This window comes from Chloroflexota bacterium (genome assembly GCA_014360825.1).
In the GTDB taxonomy this organism is placed as follows: domain Bacteria; phylum Chloroflexota; class Anaerolineae; order UBA2200; family JACIWT01; genus JACIWT01.
Genome location: JACIWT010000009.1, coordinates 40,157 through 57,256, shown reverse-complemented (window position 1 = coordinate 57,256; position 17,100 = coordinate 40,157). Strand labels below are relative to the sequence as shown.

At 54.2% G+C, this 17,100-nt stretch carries 17 protein-coding genes; 7 read left to right on the top strand and 10 right to left on the bottom strand.

Going from position 1 to position 17,100, the window contains the following annotated elements:
* The first annotated feature begins 35 nt into the window (after window positions 1–35).
* The gene (locus H5T64_07665; protein ID MBC7264225.1) at window positions 36–326 is read left to right on the top strand and encodes a zinc ribbon domain-containing protein; all 291 of its coding nucleotides are present in this window, start codon (window positions 36–38) and stop codon (window positions 324–326) included.
* A 52-nt stretch (window positions 327–378) separates the two neighbouring features.
* Here H5T64_07665 and H5T64_07660 read toward each other — a convergent pair whose 3' ends face one another.
* On the bottom strand, window positions 379–678 hold the full coding sequence (locus H5T64_07660) for a hypothetical protein (GenBank protein ID MBC7264224.1): 300 nt from the start codon (window positions 676–678) through the stop codon (window positions 379–381).
* Window positions 679–768: 90 nt separating this feature from the next.
* On the opposite strand from H5T64_07660, the gene H5T64_07655 reads away from it, so the two are divergent.
* A complete protein-coding gene (locus H5T64_07655) occupies window positions 769–1,212 on the top strand; it encodes a D-tyrosyl-tRNA(Tyr) deacylase (protein MBC7264223.1) in 444 nt (147 codons plus the stop codon).
* A 2-nt stretch (window positions 1,213–1,214) separates the two neighbouring features.
* Here H5T64_07655 and H5T64_07650 read toward each other — a convergent pair whose 3' ends face one another.
* The 7 genes from H5T64_07650 to H5T64_07620 form a co-directional block, all read right to left on the bottom strand.
* Window positions 1,215–2,948, bottom strand: a complete 1,734-nt coding sequence (locus H5T64_07650; protein ID MBC7264222.1) for an N-acetylmuramoyl-L-alanine amidase — start codon at window positions 2,946–2,948, stop codon at window positions 1,215–1,217.
* Window positions 2,949–3,024: 76 nt separating this feature from the next.
* A complete protein-coding gene (locus H5T64_07645; GenBank protein ID MBC7264221.1) occupies window positions 3,025–3,864 on the bottom strand; it encodes a class I SAM-dependent methyltransferase in 840 nt (279 codons plus the stop codon).
* 34 nt (window positions 3,865–3,898) lie between these two features.
* Window positions 3,899–5,407 (bottom strand): glycogen synthase, encoded by a 1,509-nt coding sequence (locus tag H5T64_07640; protein ID MBC7264220.1) that lies wholly within the window; start codon window positions 5,405–5,407, stop codon window positions 3,899–3,901.
* Between the two features lie 73 nt (window positions 5,408–5,480).
* A complete protein-coding gene (locus H5T64_07635) occupies window positions 5,481–6,212 on the bottom strand; it encodes an HAD family hydrolase (GenBank protein MBC7264219.1) in 732 nt (243 codons plus the stop codon).
* 3 nt (window positions 6,213–6,215) lie between these two features.
* Window positions 6,216–6,407 carry a hypothetical protein gene (locus H5T64_07630; protein MBC7264218.1) on the bottom strand — a complete coding sequence of 64 codons (192 nt, stop codon included), beginning with the start codon at window positions 6,405–6,407 and terminating at the stop codon, window positions 6,216–6,218.
* A gap of 1 nt (window position 6,408) precedes the next feature.
* Window positions 6,409–7,053: a dephospho-CoA kinase gene (locus H5T64_07625; protein ID MBC7264217.1), complete on the bottom strand. Its 645-nt coding sequence runs from the start codon at window positions 7,051–7,053 to the stop codon at window positions 6,409–6,411.
* A complete protein-coding gene (locus tag H5T64_07620; GenBank protein MBC7264216.1) occupies window positions 7,031–8,911 on the bottom strand; it encodes an ABC-F family ATP-binding cassette domain-containing protein in 1,881 nt (626 codons plus the stop codon). Before H5T64_07620 ends, H5T64_07625 begins: the two co-directional genes overlap by 23 nt.
* A 141-nt stretch (window positions 8,912–9,052) precedes the next feature.
* On the opposite strand from H5T64_07620, the gene H5T64_07615 reads away from it, so the two are divergent.
* Window positions 9,053–9,580 carry a hypothetical protein gene (locus tag H5T64_07615; GenBank protein ID MBC7264215.1) on the top strand — a complete coding sequence of 176 codons (528 nt, stop codon included), beginning with the start codon at window positions 9,053–9,055 and terminating at the stop codon, window positions 9,578–9,580.
* A 49-nt stretch (window positions 9,581–9,629) separates the two neighbouring features.
* Here H5T64_07615 and H5T64_07610 read toward each other — a convergent pair whose 3' ends face one another.
* Entirely contained in the window at window positions 9,630–10,385 is a 756-nt protein-coding gene (locus H5T64_07610) for a phosphate ABC transporter ATP-binding protein (GenBank protein ID MBC7264214.1), read from the bottom strand.
* 125 nt (window positions 10,386–10,510) lie between these two features.
* Here H5T64_07610 and H5T64_07605 point away from each other — a divergent pair, with 125 nt between their 5' ends.
* Genes H5T64_07605 through H5T64_07590 form a run of 4 tightly spaced genes read left to right on the top strand, consistent with a single transcriptional unit; the run spans window position 10,511 to window position 14,039 of the window.
* Complete coding sequence (locus H5T64_07605) at window positions 10,511–11,449, top strand: phosphate ABC transporter substrate-binding protein (protein MBC7264213.1); 939 nt, start codon at window positions 10,511–10,513, stop codon at window positions 11,447–11,449.
* Window positions 11,446–12,396, top strand: coding sequence for a phosphate ABC transporter permease subunit PstC (pstC, locus tag H5T64_07600; GenBank protein MBC7264212.1), 951 nt, complete (start codon window positions 11,446–11,448; stop codon window positions 12,394–12,396). Before H5T64_07605 ends, pstC begins: the two co-directional genes overlap by 4 nt.
* A 7-nt stretch (window positions 12,397–12,403) precedes the next feature.
* Window positions 12,404–13,252, top strand: a complete 849-nt coding sequence (gene pstA / locus H5T64_07595) for a phosphate ABC transporter permease PstA (protein MBC7264211.1) — start codon at window positions 12,404–12,406, stop codon at window positions 13,250–13,252.
* A 25-nt stretch (window positions 13,253–13,277) separates the two neighbouring features.
* Window positions 13,278–14,039 (top strand): phosphate ABC transporter ATP-binding protein, encoded by a 762-nt coding sequence (locus H5T64_07590; protein ID MBC7264210.1) that lies wholly within the window; start codon window positions 13,278–13,280, stop codon window positions 14,037–14,039.
* Window positions 14,040–14,158: 119 nt separating this feature from the next.
* Here the strand turns inward: H5T64_07590 and H5T64_07585 are convergent, their stop codons facing one another.
* Window positions 14,159–16,957, bottom strand: a complete 2,799-nt coding sequence (locus tag H5T64_07585; GenBank protein MBC7264209.1) for a cation-translocating P-type ATPase — start codon at window positions 16,955–16,957, stop codon at window positions 14,159–14,161.
* Window positions 16,958–17,100 lie beyond the last annotated feature (143 nt).

Below are 17,100 nucleotides of genomic sequence, written 5' to 3'. Positions count from 1 at the left end.
TGTCCAATCTGATGTGCAATGTGAGGTGATGTGCGATGCCGATTTACGAGTATCAATGTGAGACTTGCGGTATCCGGTTTGAACGATGGCAAAGTATAAAAGAGGAGCCCTTAAAAACATGCCCAGAATGCGCCGGACCAGTACATCGTCTCATTCAGCCGGTGGGCATCATTTTCAAAGGTTCAGGGTTTTACACCACAGACTACCGCCAAAGCCCCTCACTTTCCTCGACCCGACACGAACCCAAAGGGGTCTCAGACAGCGAAAAGGGGGATTCACCTGCGGAAAGCGAAACAACTAAACCCGAGAAGGGGGCAGCAGAGTAGCAGGCTGCCCCCTTCTCCCTGCACGAAACTAAGGAGAGGAGTGTACTTTTAGTTAGAGCTGAAAACCACCGGTAGTTTCTACCACGCGGCGCCGGTAATTGTCCACAAATGTTAGAAGTTTGGCTTCCAGTTCTTCCCATTCCGGATTGGAGAGGATTTCCTGCATAGCGGCCAGATCTTCGGTAATGCCACCAGCCATTACTTGCGGACCATCACCGTACATGTTATACCAGGCATCAGTGAGTTGCAGACCCAGTGCAATGACTTTAGGTGCTAGTTCTTGCGTCAGGAATTTAATGTATTCTTGTTCCTGTCCGGGTTTCACATCCCAGGTTAACAGTAGTTTGAACACCGCCGTCTCCCAACCTCGGGTTCGCACTTCACCACCGCGATACCATTATAATGTTTTGAACGCGATTAGCAAACTGACAAAGAGGTGCGCATGCGGGCAGTCGTCCAGCGAGTAACCCAGGCCCAGGTTACAGTGGATGGGCGCGTTGTTGGGGCTATCGGTCGAGGCGTCGTCGTCTTGCTCGGCATTGCAGCAGGGGATGATACGGCCACAGCCCTATGGATGGCCAATAAGATCGCCAACCTGCGCATCTTCCCGGACCCTCAGGGCAAAAGTCACTTCGATCGCTCACTTCAAGACATCGGCGGCGCGGCACTCGTGGTCTCACAATTCACCCTTTATGGAGACGCGCGTAAGGGTCGCCGCCCCAGTTTCAGCCAGGCCGCTCCACCAGAGGTCGCCGATCCTTTGATCAAAGAGTTTGTGAAGTTCCTGCAAGCCGCTGGCATCCAGGTAGCAACAGGGATCTTCCAGGCTCACATGCTTGTGGAAATCCACAACGACGGGCCAGTCACCATCATCATTGAGCGATAAGTTCAGGCGTAAGGGTTGCCACGTTCTGCCCGGTCGTTGGCGATAGCCGCCAATTCCTCCGCCGTGCGGGCCATCATACGGTTGGTCTGGACATCGGGAGCCCGCTCTTTGATATAATCCTCCACCTCCTGCGGGACGCCGTACTCACAATCGGGCGCACCAACAAATGTGATGTAATGGGTCTTACCCCGATAGGCCATTGCATCATCATGACTCTGGCCGTTCGTGCATTTGAAAGTATCGAAATATTTTTCCAGCGCCCGCCGCCAAGAAACGGGGATGTTCTGGGCCATGAGCACGTAATGGCTGGTGTAGCCACCCACTGGCTCGCCCAGAAGCGCAGCAACATCCGCTCGCACCTTCTCCGCAAGTATCCCTCGCGGATCTATTTTGCCCCGTGTATCAATCTCGCGATGTAGGAGCACATCTTTGGCACCCAATTTGTAATCTCGACATATTTTCACGATGCGATCAAGCATGGCCTTGTATTGTGCTTCGGGGAACGGACCGCTATCTGCCTGAGATTTGAACATTTCGATATTGAAAGTACACCAATTGGCATTAGGCGTGGGCTTGGCTCCAGGAGAAGGTTGGCTATTGTAACCCGGTATCACGGACCAGCCCACTGCATTAGAAGCCAGGCTGGGGTCCACCATACGCACTACCCTCACCACGCCCGCTTTGGGAGGCATGATATACTCGTGGGTTGAGACTTCCTCACTGTTTTTCACCAAATAGTTCAGCGTGTCCTCAGGCGTGGTGTTCACCGGGGAGTACGTGTCATGTAATACCACTTTTAACAGTGGGTACCCTCGGCGATCCTGATAGTGCATGGAGGGCCTGTCCATCACTAATACTTCGCCCTCTTTAAATGGTGGTTGGGGGAAAGGCACATCGGGCTTGGGAGCATCTTTGATTTTGCGTACCACCTCCCCCAAATTGGGGTTTTGTTGCCAATCGTTGACTTTGTGCTGGCCAGTAGGGTCGGCCCAGATAAAAGGCGTTGCCCCAATGACGTAGGGATATTCATAGAGCCTGTTGAAGAAATGGGTCATTTGTTCCGCGAAGTTATAGTCTCGGGGCGAGAAATTGCCTGTTTCTGAAATATAGATCGGCTTGTCGGGGAACAGGGCATGGCCAAGGGTAAAGCGAAAGGCATACCACATCTCATTGTCATCCCACAAACCAAAACCCCCGCCCCGCCAGTAGGGATGGTAGTCCAGTACATCGCTGGCCTCAATCGAAGGACGGCATATCTCCAATCCTATCCATCCCCAGCGTTTGTCGTCGTAATCGTCTTGGTTTCCGCAGGCGAAAGCCGGGTAATGGAGAATGGCGTCAGGCCGAAGTTGGCGAAAGTTCCGAATAAAGGCCAGATTCCACTCGTTGATGCGCTGATACCAGGCACGGAAGGAGGCGCTGTCGTTTTCGTTTATGCCTGCTTCCCGCTCGATATTCTGCTCGTTAGCCCAAGTGCAGTGCCGAGTGAAAACTCTGTGCTGGTCATATTTCGCCGCGCACATTGTCGCCCATTCGTCCGCTGGCACTGTCCACCAGGCAGGATGATAATAGCGCACCAATATCACAGCGTTGGGTCGGGTTTCTTTGATGCGCTTGATGGCGTCCACCCAACCGGGGTCATCCAAGAGCGTGTAGTTGTCGCCACCCATGGAAAGCATCTGATTGAAGGCGGGATACTGGCCACCGTTGGGTAAGTGAATGCCGAACTTGTTCATCTTTCGTCTTCTCCTTCCTGCACAATTTTCCCTGCCACACGTTTCGTCTCGAGGGGGCTTCTCACTCACTGGCTTCTCAATGCAATGAGTTGCTTTCCTCAACTTTCCGTGCGCTTACCATCAGTGTCGGCATCATCCGCCACTTGATCGCACTGGGCCAGGTCCACAAACGCAGCGCTTCCATCACCCGATCATATAAGAAAACCCCCACCAGAAATGGTCGGCGCACCTGAAACATGAACCCGTACTTGGGCAAAAACTTCGGCTCTACCCATGTCACTTCAAAGCCTACACCCTCTAAGAGATGGCACAACTCTTCTAACACGTACACCCGCAGATGAAACCCTACCGACTGCCGCCCGCCAGCCAGACGTGAAGGTGTTAGGGCCAGGTAACACCCTCCCGGCATTAGTACACGCCACACTTCCCGAAAGTGCTGAACTATATCTTGTGGTGGAAGGTGCTCTATAAGATGTTCGCTGATCACAAAGTCGAAACTGGCGTCGGAGAAATCCAATTTCCGGGCATCGCCATATTCGTAGCGAAGGTCGAGGGTCGAGTTTGGGGTGACCCGAGCACGGGCATGCTCTAATGCAATCTGAGAAATGTCAATCGAGACTACCGAATTGCCTGCCTTGGCCAACAGGTAGGACGTCATACCATCCCCACAGCCTAACTCTAAAACTCGATGGCCCTGGCCGACCAGGCGTAGCACAGCCTGGCGACCAGCGTCCTGCTTGCGAGGGTTGACCTCACCATAAATCTCCCCCACACCGCCCTGCTCCTCCAGAAACAAGGCATGCAGTTCATCGTAGGCACGCTGAAAATCTTTGGCATCTGGCCTCTCAAGCAGAATATCACGCCACTTCCGCTCTATTGCTATCTCCCGGTCGGACTTTCTGCGTCCTCCACTCACTTCTCAATCTCCATAAAGGCTTATATGTGTTCACTCAGTGTTTAATAACGTTATATTCTTCCAGCCCAGGCTTGCTCTCTCGCATGTGAGCAGCCAAGGCCCGGTGATATAGTTCCACATACTTCTTCGCAGAAGCGTTCCAGGAGAAATCGGCAGTCATGCCCCGGATTTGGAGTCTGCGCCACGACTCCGGGTATTTGTAATTCTCGACTGCTCGAACGATAGCGGCAAAAAGCGCCCAACGATCGTAGCGCTCGAAGACAAAGCCATTCCCTTGGCCTGTGCGAGGCTCGAAATCTTGCACTGTGTCAGCCAAGCCGCCGGTCTTGTGCACGATGGGCACGCTACCATAGTGCATGGCGACCATCTGCCCCAGACCGCAGGGTTCCAGGCGCGAGGGCATAAGAAACATATCCGTCCCGGCATAGATTTTCTGTGCCAATTCAGCGTTAAAGGTAAGAAAGACAGCCGCTTTGCCAGCATAGGAGCGGGCTACTTTGGTAAACACTTCGTGATAGTGCTGGTCACCCGTACCTAAAAGGACAAACTGCACATCCATATCCAGAATATGGTCAATGACATCGCTCAGAATATCGAAACCCTTTTGGTCCGTGAGCCGTGAAATAATGCCGATGAGCGGCACATCCGGGTTCGCTGTTAAGTTGGCCTCTTTCTGAAGCGCGGCTTTGTTCTGAGCACGTTTCTCTAAAGTCTTCACATCGAAATTGACAGCGATGTATGGATCTGTGGCTGGATCCATGACCTCGTAGTCTATGCCATTCAAGATGCCATATAGGTGATCCCGGCGATCTCGCAGAAGAGGATCCAGTCGTTCGCCATATTCAGGTGTTAGTATTTCCTGAGCATAGGTCTCACTCACTGTACTAATCACATCCGAGAAGAAAATGCCCCGCGCCATTAGATCCACCACTTCTGCCAGATCCATCATTTCAGGGTGATACATAAAGCCGTATTCTGCAATCCCAGCGATTTCCAGGACGCGATACCCAAAGATACCTTGATAGGCTAGATTGTGGATGGTATATACCGTAGCCGTATTGGCAAAGAACGGGTCAGTTTTATAAATGGTCCTCATCCAGTTCGGAATGATAGCCGTGTGCCAATCGTTGCAGTGAATGATATCCGGTTGCCAGGGTAGTTGTTTGAGCATCTCCAGGCTGGCACGGCACCAAAAGATGAACCTTTCGGCGTCGTCAGGATACATATAGATGCCATCACGATCGTAATACTTGGCATTTTCAATCATATACACGGGCACACCGCCATCCAGACTGGTTTGCCAGACAGCAGCCGGCTCGGTCCGGTCATCCATGGGCACGGGGAACGTTTTGAGAACCTCCCGCAGCCCGAACTTCTGTCTATTTATACGCCCATAGCGGGGCATACAAAGGCGGATGTCATGGCCCAATGCCTTAATAGCCTTTGGAAGCGATCCCGCGACGTCTGCAAGACCACCTGTCTTAACAAAGGGGACGACTTCGGCGGAGAGGAACAGGATTTTCAGTGATTCGTTTGGAGTCATTTAGCGGAACTCCTTATGACAGCCAGTCCAGACCAACATCAACCGTAGCGCAAGTCATTGGGTTAGCAAGCGATCAGAGTTGGACAATCAATTCCGGCAATTCTGCCAACGAGCCGATTGCGATATCTGGTACAATAACTGAGCGGAACTGCTCGTTACGCGGAGCCTCACACCACGTGACGAGAATGCTGCGCATCCCAACATTCTTCGCTCCCTGGACGTCCATTTCCAGATCATCGCCCACCATGACAACCTGGTGAGAGGACATCCCCCAAGGCTTGAGGACCATTTCGAAAATCTCGCGTCGCGGCTTGCGGATGCCCACCGCCGCCGAGTTCAGGACAGGGGCCAAGTATGGGCGAAATCCAAAGCGGTCCACCAATTCCTCGATGAACACGTCATCTGTGGCATTGGAGATGAGCCCTAGGCGGTAGCCCATAGAGTGGAGTGCGCGCAGAGTGGGAAGAGACTCGGGGAAAGGTTTCCAGGCTGCTTTTTCGGGCTCAAACCAGGCCTCAACCGCCCGTCTTTTCGTGAACTCATCCAAGGTGATATCGAATTCGGCCAAGGTCTCGTCCAGGGCGCGGGAAGTGAGATACTCGACGCCTTCGGCACGCGCCCGATCAAAGTAGTCGCGCTTACGGCGCAGGAATGCCTCAATAAACCGCTCGTTGATAGAGTAACCCAGCGACCTCAGATAGGCTTCCAGGCTGGCGGCATTGGAGGACGTGATGACATCCCAGGTGCTATCGAGGTACATCAGAGTGCCGCCTAGATCAAAGATGATGCCCCGGATATCACCCATTCCCTACTCCCACGAAATAATCCATGAGCAAATTCCAGCCAAGCCTACGCAACTCAAAGCGAGGAATAGGCGCTGCGTAGCGGTCAACTCCACATCCCGCGATGCCCATAGGAAGATGAGCACCATACCCACAGCGAGAATAGCCCACATCGAGAGGATGGGATACTTTTCCCAGAACTCACGCCAACGTGCCATATTACCTCCTTCGCTCCCTCGTGCGCTCGAAAACCGGAATTTGAGCCCACAACCGCGATACCTGGTCACGGGTCGCAGCGATAGTGCCTCCATTGTCAATGACTACATCGGCACGGAGGATCTTCTCTTCCTGGGATGGTTGTGCATCAATGCGCAACTTGGCTTCCTGCTGTGTCAGACCTCGCTCTTCCATTAAGCGCTGCACTTGCACTTCCCGCGGGCTAGTGACGACCCAGATGGCGTCGCAGATGCTGTCCATCCCGGTTTCGAGTAACTTGATGGCTTCAATGACCACTACCGTTGCCTTTGTAGTAGCCAAGATCTCCTGCACCCGAGCGATGACTGCGGGGTGGATGACCTTTTCCAGCCGACGCATGGCCTCCGGGTCCGCAAAGACGATCTGCCCCAGTTTCACCCTGTCAATTTCGCCATCAGACCGGATGACACATTTGCCAAAAATGGAAACGACCTGTCTATAAACCTCCGTGCCAGGCTGCACGACCTCGTGAGCCAGTTTGTCAGCATCAATGATTTCCGCACCGAGTTCGTTCAGTATTCCCGCAACCAGGCTTTTTCCTGTAGCAATATTACCGGTAAGCCCGATAATATAAGGACCTTTGCACTTAGTCGCTGCCTGTCTCCTCAATGCTCCACTCTTCTAATCGTCGCGCCAACTCTGCTTCGACCGCCTGATACGTCATGCCTAACTCTCGCAGGCTATCCACGTCCCGGGCTGCGCTGGCTGCCGACAACATCTCCGATAACGCATTCAACCTCTCTTCCAGAGCAAGGATCTCGGACTCTAACTCTGTGATGCGCTTCCGTCTGGTGACGATCTCTTTTCTCTCAATACCTTTTGCAGAGGATACGCGAGTGCGCGGCGTACAGCGCTCAGTAGCGCCAGTTTGAGTCTCGACAGATGCCGTCCGGCGCTCTAAAAAAGCGGAATAATCCCCTTCATAAGCAGTCAAACGGTTATCCTCAATAAGCCATACCTGCGTGGCAATCCCGTTGATAAAGTAACGATCATGCGAGACAAAAAGGATAGTGCCACTGAAGCCCTTTAATACCTCTTCCAATACCTCCTGAGAAGGAATGTCCAAATGATTGGTAGGTTCGTCCAGCAAAAGGAAATTCGCACCCAGTACCGCTAGTTTGGCCAGAGCCACACGACCGCGCTCCCCTCCACTGAGAGCAAAAATAGGCTTGAACACCTCGTCTCCGGAGAAAAGAAAATGGCCCAACAGATGACGCGCCTCACCGATGGACAGATTTTTCACCTCGAGAAGTTCGCTGAGGATAGTCCGCTCTGGGTGTAGATCCTCATGTCCCTGAGCAAAATAGCCGACAAGGACGTTTGCGCCCAGGGTCACCTTGCCCTTCAATGGAGGTACCTCACCCAAGATCGTTTTCAGGAACGTTGTCTTGCCACAGCCATTTGGACCTAGTAGCGCGACACGCTCCCCGCGCGAGAGCAACAAGTCGGGACAGGAGAAAAGCGGCTTGTCGTAGCCTACAACCAATCCAGATAGGCGGAGCACATTATCGCCTGCACGTCGTCTGGTTTCCAACCGCAGAGCCATGGTCTTAGCACGTTGGGGCCGTTCCACGCGCTGCATCTGCTCGAGGCGTTTCTGCCGCCCTCTTGCCTCTCTTGAGCGCTGGCCAGCCTGATAACGACGGATAAACTCTTCAGTGCGGGCGATGTGCTTTTGCTGCGCTTCATACTCCGATTCTCTGCGTGCGATGCGCTCCGCCCGCTGGCGTACATACGCGGTGTAGTTGCCCGTATACTGATCCAGTTGCCCAAAGCCCAACTCCCACACGCGGTTAGCAACTTTATCCAAAAAGTAACGATCGTGGGCCACGACGAGCAGACTCGCAGGCCATTGGGCTAAATAGTTCTCCAGCCACTCAGTGGCCGCTAAATCGAGGTGATTGGTGGGCTCGTCAAGGAGCAGAAGGTCTGGGTTAGCGAGGAGCAGTCTGCCAAGTTGAGCTCGTGTAAGTTGCCCGCCACTGAGATTGGAGAGTGGTTTGTTCCAATCGTTTCTACCAAAACCCAAGCCCATGAGCACGCGTTGGATACGCTCCTCATACGTATATCCGCCCGCTAATTCAAACTGCGTGAGGAGGCTCGCATAACGCTTCATGGCGGTCTCACGGCGTTGCGGGTCAGCCATGTCTTGCTCTAAGCGATGCAATTCCGCCTGTTGGGCCCGCAGGTCTTCGAAAACGGTGAGCATATCGTCCCAGAGCGTGCGCGTATCGGAGGTCTCAGGATGCTGGGACAAATAACCTATGCGCACACCCCTCGCAACGCTTACCGTACCCGCTGTGGGCATCTCCAGGCCGGCTAGAATCCGCAGAAGCGTCGTCTTACCAACACCATTCGTGCCAACCAAGGCGATTCTGTCGCCACGGCTGATCTGGAAACTGAGTCCAGAGAAAACATCCTGACCACCAAAGTATTTCGCTAGATTGTTGGCCACCAGGACAGACAAAATGTACCCCTCAATCCGAGGCTATATTCTGGGAGTAAATAGATTATAGCACAACACCTCGCCACATTGACAAGTGACGGTACCGAAGTTAGAATAGACGTGAGCGAGCAATCACTGGCTAAGAATGTGGGCGGCTAAAATATGCGGGAAGATGCCCCGGTGATCTCGCCAGATGCACACGACAAGTATGACACCGTTCTCGTAGCCGTCGTGAACAATTGGCGGGATTTCGCTATCCTCTGCAATGAACACTGGTATCGCATACCGGTACAGCGTGTACCCCGGCGGGCCATAGGTGCGCCAATCATTGCTTTCTACCACACCCGCGCCTTTCAGGACGAAAAGTGGGCCATTCATTACTGCGCGGAAGCCCAAATGTGGGAAACCGTTAAAAGGCTCGATCTGTTCCCGGATGAACTAAGCCATCCCCGGGCTCACAATCTGTATTACAAAGTGCATCTCGGGGAATTGCGCCGCCTCCCTCACCCGATTGTCAGCGATAAATGGCGGCGCATCACTTTTATTGTTACCCACTGGGAGCGATTGATGCAGGCCCGGGAGATCAGCGAGTTGACGCACGGCAATATCTGGGACGAGGCAATGTGGAAAGCATTGCGCCAAATAGGACTCCTGGCCGAACGTTTTCGGCATTGGTTGAGCAACGAATGAAACCCCACGACTCAGGAGTCCGCCTTTTTCAGCCTACTGCCAAGGCGACTCAGCCATGTCTGCCCGTGATGTAATCGCTGGTCATCTGCCTTTCGGGATTGGTGAAGATCCGTTTCGTGGGTCCGTATTCTACCAGTTCCCCCAGCCAGAAGAAACCAGTCCAATCGGAAACCCGCGCTGCTTGTTGCATATTATGAGTAACGATAACGATGGTGTAATCGCGGGCCAACTCGCGCATCAATTCCTCAATGCGCAACGTGGCAACGGGGTCCAAGGCCGAGCAAGGCTCGTCCATCAAAATTACCTCGGGCTTTACTGCCAAAACCCGGGCGATGCAGAGGCGCTGTTGTTGCCCGCCGGTCAGCGACAGAGCCGAGCGGCGAAGGTTATCCTTCACCTCGTCCCAGAGGGACGCCCCTCGCAGGCTACGCTCCACGATGTCCTCCAAACTCTCCTGGCGATCCAGGCCCAACACCCGCGGACCAAACGCGACGTTATCAAACACCGACTGCGGGAAAGGATTCGGGCGCTGGAATACCATTCCCAGCCGTTGGCGCAATTGCACTACATCGACATCGGGGGCATAAACATTTTTGCCATCTAAGAGAACCTCGCCCTCGACTCTCGTCCCCGGAATCGTATCGTTCATCCGGTTGAGACAGCGCAGAAATGTGGACTTGCCACACCCAGAGGGGCCGATCAGAGCAGTGATCTGGCGTTCCAAAATCGGCATGCTGATATCTCGCAGTGCCTGGAAACTGCCATAATAAAAGTTTAGATGGCACACTTGGATTTTCTCAATCATAGGCTGTCGGTTCATCAGTGTTCTGGGCCTTTAATTATAGCCTCGCTCATCTTAATCGGCAACATTGCGAACTGGGCTCCGCAGCGCAGCCGCTACTTTGACCGTCAACGGAGGGGCGTGGTATAATGGTATTAGTTCCACAGAGCCAACGGAGGCCATCTCAGCGTATGAAATCCACCCCGATACGAGGGATATGGGCCTGCATGATCTTTTGTCTGGCTCTCTCCGCCTGTCGTGTTCCTGAGGGAACTAGCCCCACCCCAGGAGCTGCTCAAACCATCCAAAACAAAGGCTCCGATACGATGGTGAATTTGGCACTGGCCTGGGCAGAGGCGTACACTGCCAAACACCCTGAGATACGTATCGCCGTCACCGGCGGCGGGTCAGGTACTGGGATTGCAGCACTCATCAACCGAACGGCGGATATCGCCAACGCTTCCCGAGAGATGAAACCCGAGGAAAAGGCGGAGGCGCGGGCCAATGGCATCGAGCCTGTGGAACATACCGTAGCAGGCGATGCCATTGCGGTAGTTGTTCACCCCAGTAATCCTGTGGATCGGCTCACCATTGATCAGATCTCCGATATCTTCACTGGAGCTATCACCAATTGGAGTCAGGTAGGTGGGGAAAATCGGCCCATCGTGCTACTATCTCGGGAATCGAATTCCGGCACACACGTCTATTTCTTGGAGACGGTGATCCGCAAGGGACAACCGGATAACAATGCCCTGTTCTCGCCCGATACACTACTGATGCCCTCTTCCGAAGGTATCAGCAATGAGATACGTCAAAACCCCAACGCTATTGGCTACGATGGGCTCGGCTATGTTACCCCAGACCAGAAAGTCATTGCCGTCGGCGTATCAGCGGCTGGACCATTCGTCCTGCCTAACGCAACTACAGTGAAGGATGGGTCCTATCCCATCGCCCGTTTCTTGTATATGTATACGGCGGGCGAACCAACTGGCGCTATCCGGGACTATTTGGATTGGATTCGTGGTCCAGAAGGGCAAGCGATTGTAGCAGAACTGGGCTTTGTCCCTCTCGCAGAAGAGAAGGAATGACCGTGCATCTGGAACCAGACAGCAATATTCCAAACCAGCGCTTGGCCAAACAGTTACCCGTTCACTGGCGCGAATTTGCCATTGAGTCGCTGATTCGCGTGGCAGGTGTCTCCACGATCGGCTTCGTTGCCTTGATCCTGGCATTCTTACTTCTTGAGGGGGCTCCAGCATTTTGGCAAACCTCGTGGCGTGTACTCCTGGGCCAGCGTTGGTACCCCATCTTTGGCATCTACGGCATCTTGCCACTGGTTCTCGGTTCGCTCTTAGTAACCGCTGGGGCAGTAGTCATCGCCGTGCCCTTAGGTTTAGCAACTGCTATCTTTGTCGCAGAGATCGCGCCCCGCTGGCTCCGTGAGATACTCAAGCCGCTCATCGAAGTGATAGCGGGAGTGCCGTCTGTGGTGCTGGGCTTCCTGGGTATGGTGGCGGTCGCCCCCTTGATAAGACAAGAACTTGGTATACCCACAGGCCTGACTGCCCTGACTGGCTCTTTGATGCTGGCGTACATGGCACTACCTACCATCATTACGATAGCAGAGGATGCTCTGGACGCCGTACCCACGACTTATCGCGATGGTGCCTACGCATTGGGCGCTACACAGTGGCAAACTATCTGGCGAGTGATTGTGCCAGCAGCGCGTTCTGGCATCTTGGTCGCCATTATGTTGGGTATTGGACGCGTGGTGGGTGAGACCATGGCCGTCATGATGGTCACCGGCAACGCCGCTCGCATGCCAATGGAACTGGATGCCATCCTGCGCCCAGTGCGCACGATGACGGCCACCATCGCTGCCGAAATGGGGGAAGTGGCCCGAGGTAGTACTCATTACCACGTGCTCTTCGTCATCGGACTGGTTTTGTTTGTGCTCACATTCATTGTCAATGCCATCGCATCGCTCTTGACCATCGGTGCGCGGGAGCGTCGCGGCGGGCGTTTGATGCGTTAGGGGAAACATGGTATCTCGATACACTACACAAAAAATTGCTTTTGCTTTGCTGACCCTGACCGCGATAATCGTGGTCGTCCCCATCGTCTTGGTAATCGGCGTCATTTTCTATCACGGCGCAACAGCCATTAATTGGGAATTTCTGACCTCGATGCCTCGCGCAGGAATGAGGGAAGGCGGCATCTTGCCAGCGATTGTAGGCACAGTAATACTCACCTTTGGCACGGCTATCGCCGCCATCCCCCTGGGCATCGCCACAGCGATTTATCTGGCTGAATACGCCCGTGACAACTGGCTCACTCGACTGATTCGCCTCTCCATCATCAACTTGGCTGGCATCCCTTCCATTGTCTATGGTCTCTTTGGTTTAGGTCTCTTCGTACTTTTCATGAACCTGGGCACTTCTATCATCGCTGGCTCATTGACTTTGGGATTGATGACCGTACCCGTAGTAGTGAGTACGGCGGAGGAAGCAATTCTCTCGGTGCCCCAGGCTTTTCGCGTGGTCAGCATTTCTTTGGGAGGCACCCGCTGGCAAACCATCCGCTACCAGGTCTTACCACATGCCCTCCCCGGCATTATAACAGGGGTTATCCTGGGCTTAGAGCGCGCAGCCGGCGAGACAGCGCCTATCCTATTCACAGTGGCGGCCTTCTACCTCCCGCGCCTACCTCATTCCCTTTTCGATCAAACGATGGCTCTACCCTACCATCTGTACGTGATCGCAACGCAGGTGCCTGGTATGCCCTTGCAGATCCAATATGGGACTGCTTTGGTACTACTCGCCTTGGTTTTATCTCTGAACCTAGTGGCCACTCTGGTACGCAGTTACTTCCGTAGACGACGTCAGTGGTAGTAGAGGCAACTCGGTGACGGACGTTATCACGCCAAAACCTAAGATTCATATCGAAAACCTCTCCTATTCGTACGGCAACGGGTTGGTCTTAAAGAACATCAATCTGGATATCTACCCGCGGCAGATCACAGTCCTGTTCGGTCCTGCCCAGGCGGGCAAGTCCACCTTATTGCGCTTGTTGAACAGGCTGAATGATTTAGAATATGGCACCCAGATGTCGGGTCAAATCTTGCTGGATGACGAGGACATTTATGCCCCAGGCTTCGACGTAGTGGGATTGCGCCGCCGCGTGGGTATGGTATTCGCTTTGCCTATCCCGCTGCCGGGCTCCATCCGGGCCAACATAATCTATGGGCCCAAGTTAAGTGGTGTGCATGATCGGGTAGAGTTGGAACTGCGCCTGCGCTCCGCTCTCGAGGCAGCCGCCCTGTGGGATGAGGTCAAAGACCGACTGGATGCCCCCGCCGCTGAATTATCAGGTGGACAGCAGCAACGGTTATGCCTGGCAAGGGTCCTTGCAGTCCGGCCCGAAGTAATCCTTCTGGACAACCCCACTTCGGGCCTCGATCCTATTTCTACCGCCAAAGTGGAAGAGTCGCTGCGCCAGTTGAAGCGCGACTATACTATTATCCTCGTGCCACATAGTGTGCAACAGGGAGCGCGTATGGCCGACCGAGCGGCCTTCCTGCTGAGTGGGGAACTGGTAGAATGCGGAGATAGCGAGGGGATTTTCATCCGGCCCCGGGATCGAAGAACGGAGGATTACGTAACCGGCAGGTTCGGCTAATACATCAGAGCCTGCGACCCACTTGCCGTCTGCTTAACGTGTCCGATTATATTTACACTACTGTTATTCCAAGGCCGCGATCAGCCAAATTCTACGTAAGCCAAGATCCACTCCTGAAGTTATTTGGCAGTTTGGCGGCCCCCGGCGCGTCGCAAGATGAACTTCTCCAATTCCACTGCCCAGAAGACTACCATGCTTAGGATCAGGCTGATGGCCAGGTCTCTAAGTGGCAGGGCCACTGTTTTGAACACACCTTGAAGAAGGGGCACATATACCACCAGCAGTTGCAAGACGAACGTCAACAGTACTGCCCCCAACAGCGCTTTGTTGGATCGTAGACCAATACGAAACAGGGAATCTTGCGCTGAGCGGATAGCCAAAACGTGTCCCATCTGCGATAGGGTGAGGGTGACGAAGACCATAGTCTGCCACGTGGGACGCGCCGTATGCCACGCCCAGAAGCCCAAGCCCAAGGATACTAACCCCATGAGAAAGCCAACCCAGAGGATATGCCGGCCCATACCGCGGCCGAAGATATTCTCCTGAGGGTGATAGGGTGGCCGACGCATGGTGTCCCGCTCGGCTGGTTCAACGGTTAAGGCCAGTCCGGGCAGGCCGTCGGTAACGAGATTGATCCACAAGATCTGTAGTGGCAACAAAGGTAACGGCATGCCCAAGAAGGGCGCTAATAGCATCGTCCAAATCTCGCCAGAGTTGGAAGTCATAGTGTACTTTATGAACTTGCGGATATTGTCATAGACGACGCGGCCCTCTTTCACCGCAGCCACTATAGTGGCAAAATTATCATCTAGTAGCACCATGTCCGCTGCCTCTTTGGAGACATCGGTGCCGGTGATGCCCATAGCCACGCCGATATCGGCCTTTTTGAGCGCTGGGGCGTCGTTGACCCCATCGCCTGTCATGGCGGTAATATGCCCCCTGTTTTGCAAAGCCTGTACTATCTTCAATTTGTGCTCTGGCGAGACCCTAGCGTAGACGGCCACCCCCTCGACGATCTTCTCCAGGTCCTCCACTGACATGCGACTCAACTCTGCCCCTGTGACCACGCGCTGGGTGCCATCAGCGATCTTTAGTTCTTGGGCGATGTGCAGCGCTGTTAAAGGGTGATCGCCGGTGATCATCATGGCTCGGATGCCGGCCTCTTTGCAGGTGGCGATGGCTGTTTTCACTTCAGGTCGTGGTGGGTCAATCATGCCGATGAGGCCCACGAAAACCATACCGCGCTCCAGTTCAGCCTCAGAGTTCTCTCGAGGAATTGTTGGCAAAAGCCGGAAGGCAACCCCTAACACTCGCATACCGTTCTGGGCCAGTCGATTATTGGCAGTGATGATCCGCCCACGCCAGCCGTTAGTCATAGGTTCGGCACGGCAATCAACCCACACCTGGTTCGATATTTCCAATAGGCTATCCACAGCACCCTTACTGAGAGCAAGAAACGACCATTGTCCAAGATCCATTGAGACATTCAGAATCGAGTTATCTGAAGCAAGGATCTGATGAACTGTAGTCATCCGCTTGCGCTCCGACGTGAAAGGCACCTCGGCCACACGGGGCAGGATCTGCTCTAAGTGGGCTTTCCACAATCCAAATTGGGCGGCAGCCACCACCAGCGCTCCCTCGGTGGGATCTCCTATGGCGCGAAATTGTCCCGGGGAGTTCACATCTTGCTCTAACATCGCATCGTTGCATAGAGCACCACCGATTAGCAGCAGAGTCAGGGTGGGATCCAGACACTGGGAGGTTGGTTCTGTACCTTCGGACGAACCAAGGCTGCGAGTACCCACAAGGGTTAGTGGACTTTCTGGGCGCAACACCGGCTGTCCCCGGTACAGTTGCTCGTCCAGGTTCACCGCCGGGTGTCCGGCCACATCCAGCACAGTGACGGTCATGCGATTTTCCGTCAAGGTGCCGGTCTTGTCGGAGCAAATGACCGTAACAGAACCAAGTGTTTCCACAGCCGGCAATTTACGAATGAGCGCGTTCCGTCGCAGCATCCGCTGGGCACCCAAAGCCAAGGCGATGGTAACCACAGCTGGCAACCCCTCGGGCACAGCGGCCACAGCCATGCCGATGGCGGTCAAAAGCATTAGCCGCATATCCTCGCCGCGTGCCAGGCCCAAGACAAAGACTACGGTCACGATAGCCAGGGCAGCCACTGCCAAGCCCCGCCCTAACTGCTCCAAACGCCGCTGCAGAGGCGTGGGTTCTTGTCCCACCACTTGGATCATTTCAGCAATGCTACCGAGTTCAGTGTTCATCCCGGTTTCAGTAACTACAGCCAGCCCCCGTCCATAAGTAACTACTGTGCCCATGTAAACCATGTTATGCCGTTCGCCAAGGGGGATCTCTTCCTCTTCTATGGCCTGAGGGGTCTTTTCCACCGGCACAGACTCACCAGTCAGTGTTGCTTCCAGGGTGCGTAAATTCACGCTTTCCAGCACCCGCCCATCGGCTGGCACGAGATTTCCAGCCTCCAAGAAAATAACATCCCCGGGCACTAACTCCCGCGCTGAGATCTCCAGCACCTTGCCGTCACGACGCACTCTGACCGTGGGCACAGCCAGTTTTTTGAGGGCTGCTATCGCTCTTTCAGCTCTGTACTCCTGGGTGAAGCCAAGAATGGCATTGAGCACAACGATGGCTATGATGGCCGCAGCGTCTTTATGGTCGCCCAGAGCAACCGAGATCGTGGCAGCGATGATGAGAATGACTACCATCGTGCCAGTCAGTTGCTCCCATAGGATGCGCCAGGGGCTCTTGAGGCCCCGCTCGATCAATTCATTAGCGCCGTGCTCGGCCAACCGGCGTTGTGCCTCGACCTGGCTCAGTCCGCCATCTGGGTCACTCCTCAATTCCGTTAGCACGTCAGCGACATCTAAGCGGTGCCAGTTAGACATAGGGATTCCCCGTTCGGAAATTCGACTCCAACCACAACGTAAAACACTATCAGGCGAGATAATTCGCCAAAGGCATGCAGAAACTTTATCGGCCTAGCATGCAAACAGGCTAATAATGGATAGAGAGTCACTCTTTTGGCAGA

Excerpts from the sequence above, each read along its gene's own strand:
- H5T64_07610 (MBC7264214.1), bottom strand. The coding sequence starts at position 10,385 with ATGATTGAGAAAATCCAAGTGTGCCATCTAAACTTTTATTATGGCAGT.
- H5T64_07650 (MBC7264222.1), bottom strand. The coding sequence starts at position 2,948 with ATGAACAAGTTCGGCATTCACTTACCCAACGGTGGCCAGTATCCCGCC.
- H5T64_07585 (MBC7264209.1), bottom strand. The coding sequence starts at position 16,957 with ATGTCTAACTGGCACCGCTTAGATGTCGCTGACGTGCTAACGGAATTG.
- H5T64_07605 (MBC7264213.1), top strand. The coding sequence starts at position 10,511 with ATGGTATTAGTTCCACAGAGCCAACGGAGGCCATCTCAGCGTATGAAA.
- H5T64_07635 (MBC7264219.1), bottom strand. The coding sequence starts at position 6,212 with ATGGGTGATATCCGGGGCATCATCTTTGATCTAGGCGGCACTCTGATG.
- H5T64_07640 (MBC7264220.1), bottom strand. The coding sequence starts at position 5,407 with ATGACTCCAAACGAATCACTGAAAATCCTGTTCCTCTCCGCCGAAGTC.
- pstA (MBC7264211.1), top strand. The coding sequence starts at position 12,404 with ATGGTATCTCGATACACTACACAAAAAATTGCTTTTGCTTTGCTGACC.
- pstC (MBC7264212.1), top strand. The coding sequence starts at position 11,446 with ATGACCGTGCATCTGGAACCAGACAGCAATATTCCAAACCAGCGCTTG.
- H5T64_07630 (MBC7264218.1), bottom strand. The coding sequence starts at position 6,407 with ATGGCACGTTGGCGTGAGTTCTGGGAAAAGTATCCCATCCTCTCGATG.
- H5T64_07655 (MBC7264223.1), top strand. The coding sequence starts at position 769 with ATGCGGGCAGTCGTCCAGCGAGTAACCCAGGCCCAGGTTACAGTGGAT.
- H5T64_07615 (MBC7264215.1), top strand. The coding sequence starts at position 9,053 with ATGCGGGAAGATGCCCCGGTGATCTCGCCAGATGCACACGACAAGTAT.
- H5T64_07665 (MBC7264225.1), top strand. The coding sequence starts at position 36 with ATGCCGATTTACGAGTATCAATGTGAGACTTGCGGTATCCGGTTTGAA.